Genomic DNA, 12,361 nt, shown 5'->3' on the forward strand with positions numbered 1-12,361 from the left:
TGCTGGCGGCGTACAAATATTGATATAAGTTCAATGACGTACTAGATTTTTTGGAGGAAAGAAGCTAAGAGCGCCCCTGGACTGATCATCGTTCATACGTTGTAATCATCTGCCGTGCGGAAACCTGCCGCACCAGCGCCCACCCACCATGGATTTGCCTAAGAGAAGTAAGGCATGGCTGATCACATGAAGCCGGAATTCTGGCCTACCGGCTGTGCCGATAAACGCTCACGGCAGACGACCGACAAACAGCCTGCCGACGACATGCCCTCACCCGCCGACGCCACCGCAAGTGATTACAAGGCTTCCCCGGCGGCCATCCCCCCGACGAGCGTCTCCGCGGAGCCCCCTTCGCACTCCTTTCCAGAGAATCAGCATGGGCAGACAGTCCTCCTGTCGACCATTCCCGATGGCCAAGACCATAGCCGCGACCAGAATGCCCCGCCCGCAAATCCGACATTCGCAAGTCTTTTCGGACGGGCCGTGGACGCCTTCGTGCTGGTGGATCGGCAGGGTCGCCTAACGGACGCCAACCCTGCGGCCTGTGCTTTGGTGGGCTACACACGCGCTGATCTCCTTGGGCTCGCCCTGACTGCGTTCGGAAAGCCCGTCATCCGAGGCTGGATCGGCGTCGAGGATATCTTCGGTTTCGCCGGCGAGCGCAATTTGCCCAAGCGAGCTGAAAACCAACGGGAAATCGAGCCTGCTTTCGTAGCCGACCTCCCGAACGGCCAATTGCTGTTTATCCTGCACGACGTCACCCGGCACCACCGTCTGCTGGACGCCCTGGTGGAGACCAGCCAGGCCGCCACGGTCGCCGAAAAGGTCAAGCACGAATTCCTCTCCAACATGAGCCATGAACTGCGCACGCCCATTGGCGGCATCCTGGGCCTATCCACTCTGCTGCGGCCCAAGGTCGAGCCAGGGCATGCCCAGTACCTGGACCTGATCATCCAATCCGCCGAGAGCTTGTCCGCCATTGTCGGCGACATTCTCGAAATGGCCCGTATCGAAGCCTCCCAGGTCGCGCCCAATCCAGGGACCGTGGAACTCGCTCCCGCTCTGGCGCAGATGTTCGAGGAAATCCGACGGCAGGCGAGCGCCAAGGATCTGGAAGCGATTCTGACCATCTCTCCGCGCGTGCCGGCACAGGCCGTGCTGGCCTGGGAGCAGACCCGCAAGGCCCTGGACAATCTGCTCTCCAACGCCGTCAAATTCACGTCCAAGGGATGGGTAAACCTGTTCGTGGACCACTGCGTTGACGAGACCGGCCGCGAGTGCCTGTACTTCGCCGTGACTGATTCCGGCCTCGGCATAGCTTCCGAGGACCTGCCGCGCCTGTTCCAGCCCTTTACCCAACTTGAGCGGCCGCTTAACAAGCATACCCAAGGCACGGGCCTGGGGCTCGCCCTGGCCAAACGGCTGGCGGAGCTTGCCGGCGGCAGCATCTGGCTGGACAGTGAGCCCGGCCGGGGCAGTACATTCCATCTGCGCGTTCCCTGCGCTCCCCTTTCCTGAGTCGGGCAGGTCCGGGTCAGGATTCCATCCGGACCTGCTTGGCCTCCATCCCGAGCGACGCCGCAAGACGATTAGATTCACTCCCGGCCATAAGCATTGCCATGCTCCCTCTCCGCCGCAATACATAACAAGAGGTGGAGGAAAACATGGACTGGAACATCGCCAAGCACATCATTGATCGTCTCGCCCCTACGGCCGCACTCATCGACGCACGCCGCGGCAACGCCATCGAAACGGGTCTGGCCGAAGCCGTGGCCTCGGCCGCCGGGGCCATGCGCGCGGCAGGGCTTGCCCCCGGACAGCGCCTGGCCATCGGCTGCGACCAGACGCTGTGGACCGTACTGGCTTACCTGGGCGCACAGTATGCAGGCCTGACCGCCGTGCCCGTGGAGCGCGACAAGCTATCCGTCGCCCTGGGCGACCTGGGAGCGGAAGGCGTTTGGGTACCTGATTCCGCCTGGCTCGAAGGCCTGCCCACGCCTCGCGTGGCCAGCCTCGTGGGACCGGACTCGCTGGTGGGCGCGCCAGTGCAGGCCGAACCGCGCGGCCCCGACGACCTGGCCGCGCTCATGGCCACCTCGGGCACCACGGGCCGGGCCGTGCGCTTCATCATGGTCACGCACCGCAACCTGCTGACCAATACCCGCGACATAGCCGCCAGCCAGCACCTACAGCCCGGCGATCGGGCCATGCTTATCCTGCCCATGAGCTACTGCTTCGGCGTCAGCGTGCTGCTGAGCCATCTGTGGGCCGGGGGCGACTGCGTGCTCGACTCGCGTTTCACCTACCCTGACACGGTGCTGGCGGCCATGGACGAATACCGCTGCACGAGCTTCGCCGGAGTGCCGTCGGTCTACCGCATCCTGGACACGCGCTCGGCCCTGGCGCGCATGGAGCTGCCCCATCTGCGCCGCTTCCTGCAAGCCGGCGGCCCCCTGGACGCGCCGACCATCGAGCGCATCCGCGCGGCCAAGCCGGGCGTGGCCTTCTACGTCATGTACGGCGCCACCGAAGCCACGGCGCGCATCACCACCCTGGACCCGGCCCTGTACGAGAACAAGAAGGGCAGCGTCGGCCGGGCCATCGGCCAACTCACCTTGCGCATCCACGAACCGGACAAGCACGGGATCGGCGAGGTCATGGTCAGCGGAGACTCGATCACGCCGGGCTACTGGTGCTGCGAGCGGCAAGAGACGGTGCTCATGGAGGACGGCTGGCTGCGCACGGGCGATCTTGGTTTGCTGGACGAGGACGGCTGCCTGTGGATCAAGGGCCGCAGCAAGGATATCGTCAAGGTCAAGGGCCTGCGCGTGTCCCTGCAGGAGGTAGACGCCATTGTGAACAACGTGCCCGGAGTCCTGTCAGCCGCGGCCTGTGGCGTGCCGCACACCCTGGCGGGCGAGGCTCTGGCCGTTTTCGCCGTAGTGCGCGAGCACACCGAAGAGCTGCGCGGCGAGATCCGCAAGGCCCTGCCTCTGCAATGGGTCGTGGACAGAATATGCTTCGTGCCCGAGCTGCCGCTTACCCCCAGCGGCAAGGTCGTGCGCGGGAGGCTCGCGGAACTGGGCGGCACATAGGGACGGCCTCCTAGAGCAGATCGCTTTTAAGACGCCCGCTCCGGCGTTGACGGCGCAAGTGAATTGCGCCTACGCCTACGCGGCAGCAAGCCATGCCGACGCATGACTTGCAGAGCATTTTCAAAAGCAAAATGCTCTAGCGCCTGGCTAGGTTTCGAGCTTCTTCCGCTCGGCCAGGATGCGCGCAAGGCTGCGACGCAGTTCGTCCATGTCCAAGGGCTTGCTCAGGTAGTCATCCATGCCTGCGGCCATGACGCGCTCGCGATCCTCTTTCATGGCATAGGCCGTGAGCGCGATGATGGGCACATGGGCCTTATCGGGCTTTTCCAAGCTCCTGATGCGCCGGGTGGCCTCCAGGCCGTCCAGCTCGGGCATCTGCACGTCCATGAGCACCACATCGAAATCCTGTCGCTCCAGCAGGTCCAGAGCCTCGCAGCCGTTGGTCGCAGTGGTGACCGTGTGCCCCTCGCCTGACAGGAAGAAGGTCACGAACTCTCGGTTGAGCTGCTCGTCCTCGGCCAGCAGGATGCGCAAGGGCGGCACCTCGACCACTTCGGGCGGCTCGGGCTGCCAGGGGCAGAACTCGCCTCCGGCGGCCTCGAAGCGCGCCGTGAAGCAGAACTCGCTGCCTTGGCCGCGCTCGCTCTCTACCCAAATATCTCCGCCCATGCGCTCCACCAGGCGCCTGCTGATGGACAGGCCCAGGCCCGTGCCCTGGTGGCGTTTGGCATAGGTCGTGTCGAGTTGACTAAATGGCTTGAACAGATCCTTCTGCCGGTTCTTGGGAATGCCGATGCCCGTGTCCTTGACCGAAAAGTACAGCAGCCCCGTCTCGCCTTTCTCCGGCTGACGGACCGAGATGGTGATGTGCCCGCGCTCGGTGAACTTGAGCGAGTTGCCCACAAGGTTGCGCAGCACCTGCAGCAGACGGTCGGGATCGCCTCGCATACACGCGGGAACGTCGGGCTCGACATAAGCGGCCAGATCAAGCCCCTTGGCTTGGGCCAAGGCCGTGAATTCCTCCACGCAGGCGCAGACTACCCATTCGGGCGAGAAGTCCTTCGCGCGGAACTCCAAACCCTTGGCCTCGATCTTGGACATGTCCAGGATGTCGTTGACGATGGACAGCAGCGACCTCGCAGCGTTCTCGATGCGCCGCAACTGCTCGGCCTGATTGCCGCGCCGTTCGCTTGCCAGGGCCATCTTGGCCGTGCCGATGACGCCCGCGATGGGCGTGCGTATCTCGTGGCTCATATTGGCCAGGAACTCGGACTTGACCCGGTTGGACCGCCGCGCCTGACGCACCGCGTTCTCCAGACGCAGTTTGGTCGCCACCTCGCTGGACACGTCACGGAAAAAAACGCAAACAAGTTTGCGGCCAAAGCTTTCGAAGCTCGCGGCCGAAATTTCCGAATGAAAGGTGGAGCCGTCCTTGCGCCGCTGTCTGGCCCTGGTGAGCGGCAGAGTCCCTTTGGCCATGAGCTCGTCGAAGCTTTCCTGGGCACGCTTCGGGCTGGCCGTAAGCGCCAGGGAGGGCAGGCCGAGCATCTCTTCGCGGGTGTAACCGAACAGAGCCAAGGCCGCGGGGTTGGCATCCACCACCGTGGAGTTTTGCGTATCCATGATTACGATGGCGTCCAGGGCGCTGTCGAAAAGCTTGCGGTAGTTTTCTTCACGCTCCGCAAGCCTGCGCTCGGTCTTGCGCCGGTCCGTTATGTCAATGCCCGTCATCCACCAGGCCCAGCCCGGCACCGATGCTTTCCCCGATACTCTTGTCAGCAGCACGTTGCGCATCGTGCCGTCCTTGGCCCGGAATGTCTGTTCCACCTCCTGCAATTCGACCCACGGAAAGTTCACGCACTTCCCATCGCCCGGCAGGCAGCCCTTGCCGCGACAGAGCATGTCTTCCTTGCCGGAAGTGCCCAGCATCTCCCGCGCGGAGTAGCCCGTGACCCGCTCGCACTCCCTGTTCCAATATACGATGCCGCCCGATGCGTCATGGGCGTGAATCATGACCGGCATGGCCTCCACCACCCCTCGCAGCCGGTGCTCCTCCTCTGACCTGCGCTCGGCCGCCTCTCTGAGCCTGTCCAGCAGCGGACCGATATGTGCGATGCCTACAAGCAGAAGCACGGAAACCGCCAGCATGGCGATATTGGCGCTTACTTCCAAAGAAGGGTGAAACGGCGACTGCCGGTATATAACCAGGTCGATGGTGCGATTGACGGCCATGATCAGCATGGCTGCGGCCAGGAGCCACCAACCAAGCCCGGCCTTGCTTCGCCGGCCCTGCCGAATGGCCAGCAGTGCGGCGACGAGTTGAACAGCTATCGACAACGCCAGCAGAAACACGCCCATAAATCGGCTCCTCTACGCCTGATCCTCTATTTTTAGCCCTTACGCCCTTTGCTGTACGGCGACAATCAGACGAGAGAATGAATGATCAGGCTTTGCGATATTCGCTTCGATTAGACGCAATCCGCACGACAATACTTGAAAATGGACTTAACTGGTCAGCGACAGCCGCCGAACCCAATGGCGGCGCAGCGTCCGTGCATGATGGTCGACTTTGTCCGAGCTTGCCGGAAACTTGTCCGCCTCTTGCACAAAGTAGGGACCACGCTTTCTCATAACCTTGACCTCATGCAGACCGCGCATACACTACGCAGCAGTGATTCAGACATACGGCCGCGTCATACGACCTCCCGGACAATTTGCCAGCATGGCGTTTCCTGCTACACTTGCTTTGTCAACGGCAACGCACGGCCGCCCCGGGCGGCCATTCTGGAGGAGCATGGCCAAGGGAATCGTCATCGCCGGCACGCACAGCGGCTGCGGCAAGACCACAGTTACACTGGCGCTCATGGCCGCCTTGCGGCGCAAGGGACTGGTCGTCCAGCCCTTCAAGGTCGGGCCGGACTTCATCGATCCGGGACACCATGCCCTTGCCGCAGGCCGGCAAAGCCACAACCTGGACGGATGGATGTGCGGCCGGCGCGCCGTGCAGGATGTCTTCGCCCGCCATGCCTGGGATGCGGACATCGCCGTGGCGGAGGGCGTCATGGGTCTGTATGACGGTTTCTCACCAATATCCGAACAAGGTTCCACGGCTGAAATCGCCAAGTGGCTCAAGCTGCCCGTGCTCCTGGTTGTCGACGCGCGCTCGATGGCCCGCTCCGCGGCGGCTCTGGTCAAAGGATTTGCCGAGTTCGACCCGTTCCTGAACTTGGCGGGCGTAGCTTTCAACCGTGCAGGCAGCGAGAACCACGCGAAGCTCCTTGCCGAGGCCATGACCCTGGCGCCTAACGTGCCTTTGGCCGGCGTTCTGCGCCGCCGCGAAGGCCTTGCGACGCCTTCGCGACATCTGGGGTTGGTCACGGCCTGCGAAGCGCCTCTTTCGCCCGCGACCCTGGAAAAGCTGGCCGACTGGATTGAACAGGGCCTGGACCTGAACCGATTGGTGGCCAACCTGCCGCACCTGGCCATCTACCCCCCCGACGACCCGGACCTTCCCGAGCCGCGCGCCGCCATAGGCGTGGCCTGGGACAAGGCCTTCTGCTTCTACTATGATGAAAATCTGCGTTTGTTGCGCGAGAGCGGGGCGCGACTGATCTACTTCTCGCCCATGGAGGATCAGGCGCTGCCACAGGGGCTGCACGGCCTGTATCTAGGCGGCGGCTATCCCGAGGTACATGCCCGCGCCCTGGCCCAGAACAGGTCCATGCGCCGCGACATCCGCGACTTCTGCCGCTCGGGCCGGCCCGTGCTGGCCGAATGCGGCGGCTTTATGTACCTCATGGACGCGCTCGTCGGTGAGCACGGCCAGAACTTCCCCATGGCCGGGGTACTCCCCTTCACGGCATCCATGAACGAACGCTTCGCGGCCCTGGGCTACAGAGAGGTAACCCTCGCGCGCGACTGTCCCTTGGGTCCGGCCGGTCTCAAGGTCCGCGGCCACGAATTCCACTACTCGTCCATCCCCGACGGGGCCTATGCCGGCGCAGGGCTGTACATCGTCTCGGACCGCCACGGCTCCCTGTCCAGGCCCGAGGGCTTTACCGAGGGCAATGTCGTGGCCTCGTACATCCACCTGCACTTCGGCAGCAATCCGAGCTTGGCCCCGCGTTTCGTGGACGCCTGCGCCGGCGCTGTTCCCGCAAGCCAGTGACGCGAACCCTGCGCGAAGGATTCACCACGGGCACGGCCGCGGCGGCGGCGGCCAAGGCCGCCGCGCTCCATCTGCTCACGGGCGCGACCCCGGAACACGTGGACGTACCTCTGCCGGCGGGCGGACGGCTGCGCATCGCCATAGCCACCTGTCGGAGCGAAGGTTCTGGCGCTCGCGCGACTGTCATCAAGGACGGCGGCGACGACCCGGATGCAACGCACGGCGCGGCCATCGAGTGTCTTATAGTACTGAACGAATGGGGATCGTGCGCTGAGATCGATGTCACGGGCGGTCGCGGCGTGGGTATGGTCACCCGGCCCGGCCTGCCAGTGCCGCCCGGTCAGCCCGCCATCAACCCGGCCCCGCGCCGCCAGATCGCTGACTCGTTGCGTGAGGCCATGGAAGCAGCCGACTTCAGAGGCTCGGCCCGTGTGCTGGTGGAAGTTCCAGACGGCGAGGCCATTGCCAGGCGCACGCTCAACCCGCGCCTGGGCATCCTGGGCGGCATCTCTATTCTGGGCACGCGCGGCACGGTGCGACCTTACAGCCATGAGGCCTGGGCCGCCACGGTCAGCCAGAGTCTGGACGTGGCCCGCGCCGCCGGACTAAGCGAGGCCTGCTGTTCGACCGGCGGCCGCAGTGAGCGTCTGCTCATGGCCCTGCGGCCCGACCTGCCCGAAGTAGCCTTCATCCAGGCCGCGGACCACTTCGCCCACGCCATGTCCGAGGCCGGCCGCAAGGGTGTCACCCGCGTAACCTGGGGCGTGTTCTTCGGCAAGCTGGTCAAGCAGGCTCAGGGCCTGCCCCAAACGCACGCGCGCAACGCGCCCACGGACATGCGCCAACTGGCCGACCTGTGTGCGACGCTGGGCGCTTCGGCCGTCAGCGTGGACTCCGTGGCCAAGGCCAACACGGCCATGCACGCCCTGGACATCCTGCGGCCCGAACCCGCCCTGCCCGTCATCCTACAGGAGTTGTGTCGTCTGGCGGCGCACCACGCGCGAAGCTTCGCCGGGACCGATATGGAAGTCCGGCATGTACTGTTCTCGCTGGAAGGCGAGTTGCTGGCGCAATGGCCGAACCGGATAGAGGCTAGAGCCTATTGAACACTGCTTGGAGTTTTTGCGAACGGCTGATGTAAGGGGTATTCCGGGTAAGTTTCGATGCCGAAGAGCTTATGCCCCCGGATCGGCTATTTCCTGAGACCTTATGCTTTCCTGCCTTGCTCGCTTCCCGTGCTCTGGTCTTCAGACAGAATTCTTCAGGCCGTTGGTAACACGCGTTAGATCGAATCGCACTTCATCCAGCCCTCGTCAGATGCCGTACTTGCGCATGCGCCGCCATAGCGTGGTGCGGTTGATACCCAGTTGCGCGGCGGTCTGGAGAATGGACCAGTCATTTTCGGACAGGGCCTGGAGCAACAGGTCCCGCTCGCGCTCCAGCAAGCTGCCGCCCTGGGCACGCTCGACTTCGGGCAAGCGCTGAGCCGCTTGGCCCGGACAAGTCGGATGGCCCGGATGGGACATTGGAGCGGTCGGAGCCGGATGGACCGCCATCTGGGGCGGAAAATGGGCGGGCGTGAGCGTGGTGCCGTCGCTCAGGATCACGGCGTGCTCCATGAGATGCTTGAGTTCGCGCACGTTGCCGGGAAAGGAGTAGGCGGACAGCAGCCGCTTGGCGGATTCGTCCAGGTGTGTGGCCCGCTTGGCGTAGCGCTCGGCCGCGCGGGCCAGGAACAGCTCGGCCAGGGGCACGATGTCCGCGCTTCGCTCGCGCAGGGGCGGGATGTGCAACTCCACTACCCGCAGCCGATAGTAAAGGTCGGAGCGGAAGAGGCCCTCGGTCGTGCGTCGAGCCAGATCCAGGTTGCTGGCGGCCACCACGCGCACGTTGACCGAAACCGGCTTGGTGGCGCCCAGGGGATAGAAACGGCGCTCTTCCAGAGCCTGCAGAAGCTTGGCCTGCAGGTCGGACGGCAAATCGCCGATCTCGTCCAGGAAGATGGTCCCGCCCTGGGCCAGTTCGAACATGCCAGGCTTGTCGGCGCGGGCATCGGTGAACGCGCCCTTCTTGTAGCCGAACAGCTCGGATTCCAGGAGCTTGTCGGGCAGGGCCGCGCAGTTGACGCCCACGAATGGTCCGACGCGCCGGCGGCTCAGGTCGTGCAGCGCCTTGGCCAGCAAGCCCTTGCCCGTGCCGGTTTCGCCCGTGAGCAGCACCGAGGCGTCCGTTGGCGCGACCATGCGCAGGATGTCCAGGAGCTGCAGCATGAGCGGATGGCGGAATACCAGGCGACGCAGAGGATCGTCAGCCGGCGTGTCCGTGCCGGCCTGATCCGCCAGAACCTCGCGAAAGCACAGCACACCCATGGTCCGCTCGCCGCTGCCCGTGAAGGGCGCGGCGGAGATTTCCAAGGCCACGCGGCGGTTGTCGCGGGTCAGGAAATGCACCTGACGCCTGGAAACCCTGTCGCCGGAGACCAAGGCCTGCTGCAGCGGGCAGCGTGCATTGCAAAACTCGGTATGGAAAATCTCCGAACATTTGCAGCCTAAGGCTTCCTTGCGGGTGAAACCGGTGATGCGTTCGGCTTCCCGGTTGAAGAGCAACACGTTCCAGCCTTCGTCCACGACGAAGAAGCCGAAGCCCAAGGCATCGAAGACGCCGGTGGATTCCGTCAGGCGCATGGGCTGCTCCTCATTGCAGGATGCGAACAACAATTACCCCGGCAGCCGGGGAATGATTTCCCCGGCCCCGTAGGATTTCGCTTACCATGACTTGGCCTAAACGCCAGCATTGCCTTTTCGTAGCGACTATAAATGCACCAGAGCGGTCTTTTCCAACGTTTCGCGCATCAGATCCCAGATAGCCTCGAAGCGGGGCTTCTGACTCCGCGGGTCAAACTCGACCACACTTTGGCCGGCAAGCTGGGCCTTGGTAAACACCGGGTCATAGGGGATCTCACCTACCAGGGGCAGGCCGCATTCGGAGCAGAAGTCCCTTATCTCCCGTAAGCGATCACTGCTCAGGTCGGCCTTGTTGACCAGCACGAGGCAGGGAATTCGGAAATGGCGAGCCAGTTCATGCACCCGCCGCAGGTCGTGCAGGGCCGAAACCGTGGGTTCGGCCACGAGCAGGGCCAGGTCCGCGCCGGTCAGGGAGGCGATGACCGGGCAACCGATGCCCGGCGAGCCGTCCACAAGCACGTGCGCGCAGCCCTCCTGCACGGCCAGCTCGTTGGCCCGGCGGCGCACCGTGGTCACCAGCCGGCCCGAGTTTTCGGCCCCTGGCTTGAGCATGGCGTGGACCATGGCGCCGAAGCGCGTGCGGGACTCGTACAACCATCCGCAGTGGCGCGGTTCCATCTTGATGGCCCCCACCGGGCAGATGAAGGCGCACAGCCCGCACCCCTCGCAATGCTCAGCCAGGATGCGCGGCTCCATCGTTATGGCCTCGAAGCGGCATCTGGACTGGCAGAGCAGGCACTGCGTGCATTCGTCCGCCTCGATGCGCGCCAATTCGCCGCTTATGAAGTCCTGGGTGAAAATGGCTTGCGGCTTGGCGATCAGGTGCAGGTCCGCCGCGTCCACATCGCAGTCGGCCAGGATCTTGGAAGGCATGACCGTGGCCAGCCCCAATACGATGCTGGTCTTGCCCGTGCCGCCCTTGCCGCTCAGTACGACGATCTGACTCATGCCGTGACCTCCTCGGGCAGCAGGCGGCACAGGGATTTCCACAGCCGCGTGTAGGACTCGCCCATGTCCGGCAGAACGTCCACCAACAGATGTCCGTCGGCGCAAGCCACGGCCGCTTCCCGGCTGTATGGCAGGCTGGCCAGCAGCGGGATGGATTCCTGTTCCAGATAGCGCTCCACCCGTTCGTCGCCCATGCCGGCCCGGTTGAGGACCACGCCAAACGGCAGGCCCAGTTCGCGCACCAGGGCCACGGCCAAAGTCAGGTCGTGCAATCCGAAGGCTGTCGGTTCCGTCACCAGCAGCGCCACGTCCGCGCCCTGCAGGGAAGCCACTGCCGGACAAGCCGTACCCGGAGGGCAGTCCCAGATTTGCAGGTCCTCGACCTCTGCCTCGCGCTTTACTGCACGGATGAGCGGCGTGGCCATGGCCTCGCCAACGCGCATGAGGCCTCCCAGCAGACGCACACCGCGCGCCTTGCCGGATCGCACCACGCCGACCTCGCGTTCGGCCCAATCGACGGCCCCGGCCGGGCAGGCCTCGGCGCACAGTTCGCAGCCGTGGCACAGTTCCGGGAAGACCATGACTTCCCCGGCCATCCAGATGAGCGCCTTGAAGCGGCACAGCTCGATGCAGCGCCTGCATTCGGAGCCCAGGCAAGCCTTGTGGTCGATACGCGGCACGGGTTGCGTGATCCGCTGCTCCCGTTCCCAACTCGGAGCCAGGAAGATGTGGCTGTTGGGCTCCTCCACGTCGCAATCAACCAAGGCCGGCGCAAGGCCTTGGCGGGCAAGTATTACGGCTAGATTCACGGCCACGGTTGTCTTGCCCGTGCCGCCCTTGCCGCTGGCTATGGCGAGCTTCATGATTTCCTTTCCATTGAGGCTGCTTGCACTAGGCTCGGCAGAAGCCCTGTCTCCGGGCTTGCCAGAGGCGACCGCACCCCTAAGCTAGTGCATTTCATCGGCGGACCCGACCTAGTATGTAGTCGCCCACCCTCCGGCGTCCCGGCCCGTGGCTCGGACCGGGACTGATGGAGGAGCGGGTCGAGAGGCCTATTTCTCGCTCTGAGCCAGTTTGGACTTGAGCGCGGCGATCTCTGCTTCAAGGGCGGCAATGCGTTCGCCTTGAACGTCGCCGGCATCCTGCGCAAAGACGCCCTGACGGCCCAAGCCGCGACCGCGTCCCGCCATTTGCCCTCCGCCCGCGCCGGCCATGCAGCGACCGAGTCCACGTCCAGTGCGGGGTCCATTGCCGAGAGGTCCAGTTCCGTTGAAGCCAGGCATACGCATATCCTCCTTGCGCGTGTTTTGCTTCGATCTTACATAAAGCGTACCATGCTAAATTTACCATAATAGCAATAAGTTACGAACGGCACTCAGCTTGTCGTAATAAAAGCGGCTAAATTT

The 12,361-nt window shown here is 64.1% G+C and carries 9 protein-coding genes; 4 read left to right on the top strand and 5 right to left on the bottom strand.

Translation table 11 applies throughout. The annotated features are described in order from the left end of the window. The first annotated feature begins 174 nt into the window (after window positions 1-174). Both H585_RS0108185 and H585_RS0108195 read left to right on the top strand, forming a co-directional pair. Complete coding sequence (locus tag H585_RS0108185; RefSeq protein ID WP_027367467.1) at window positions 175-1,518, top strand: sensor histidine kinase; 1,344 nt, start codon at window positions 175-177, stop codon at window positions 1,516-1,518. A 146-nt stretch (window positions 1,519-1,664) separates the two neighbouring features. Next, a complete protein-coding gene (locus H585_RS0108195) occupies window positions 1,665-3,095 on the top strand; it encodes a class I adenylate-forming enzyme family protein (protein WP_027367468.1) in 1,431 nt (476 codons plus the stop codon). 147 nt (window positions 3,096-3,242) lie between these two features. On the opposite strand, the gene H585_RS0108200 is transcribed toward H585_RS0108195, so the two are convergent. Next, window positions 3,243-5,453, bottom strand: coding sequence for a PAS domain S-box protein (locus H585_RS0108200; protein ID WP_027367469.1), 2,211 nt, complete (start codon window positions 5,451-5,453; stop codon window positions 3,243-3,245). 436 nt (window positions 5,454-5,889) lie between these two features. Between H585_RS0108200 and H585_RS0108205 the strand changes: the two genes are divergently transcribed. Together H585_RS0108205 and H585_RS0108210 are read left to right on the top strand one after the other, a co-directional pair. Then, entirely contained in the window at window positions 5,890-7,263 is a 1,374-nt protein-coding gene (locus tag H585_RS0108205; protein ID WP_027367470.1) for a cobyrinic acid a,c-diamide synthase CobB, read from the top strand. Further along, entirely contained in the window at window positions 7,260-8,369 is a 1,110-nt protein-coding gene (locus H585_RS0108210; RefSeq protein WP_027367471.1) for a cobalt-precorrin-5B (C(1))-methyltransferase, read from the top strand. Before H585_RS0108205 ends, H585_RS0108210 begins: the two co-directional genes overlap by 4 nt. 207 nt (window positions 8,370-8,576) lie before the next feature. On the opposite strand, the gene H585_RS0108215 is transcribed toward H585_RS0108210, so the two are convergent. From H585_RS0108215 to H585_RS0108230, 4 genes are all read right to left on the bottom strand, one after another. Beyond that, window positions 8,577-9,947, bottom strand: coding sequence for a sigma-54 interaction domain-containing protein (locus H585_RS0108215; RefSeq protein ID WP_027367472.1), 1,371 nt, complete (start codon window positions 9,945-9,947; stop codon window positions 8,577-8,579). A gap of 126 nt (window positions 9,948-10,073) precedes the next feature. Next, window positions 10,074-10,955, bottom strand: a complete 882-nt coding sequence (locus tag H585_RS0108220; protein ID WP_027367473.1) for an ATP-binding protein — start codon at window positions 10,953-10,955, stop codon at window positions 10,074-10,076. Next, on the bottom strand, window positions 10,952-11,818 hold the full coding sequence (locus H585_RS0108225) for a nucleotide-binding protein (protein WP_005985489.1): 867 nt from the start codon (window positions 11,816-11,818) through the stop codon (window positions 10,952-10,954). Before H585_RS0108225 ends, H585_RS0108220 begins: the two co-directional genes overlap by 4 nt. Before the next feature lie 189 nt (window positions 11,819-12,007). Continuing rightward, window positions 12,008-12,244, bottom strand: a complete 237-nt coding sequence (locus H585_RS0108230) for a DUF5320 domain-containing protein (protein ID WP_338042134.1) — start codon at window positions 12,242-12,244, stop codon at window positions 12,008-12,010. Between the last annotated feature and the right edge of the window lie 117 nt (window positions 12,245-12,361).

The organism is Desulfocurvibacter africanus subsp. africanus DSM 2603, from assembly GCF_000422545.1.
Lineage (GTDB): Bacteria > Desulfobacterota > Desulfovibrionia > Desulfovibrionales > Desulfovibrionaceae > Desulfocurvibacter > Desulfocurvibacter africanus.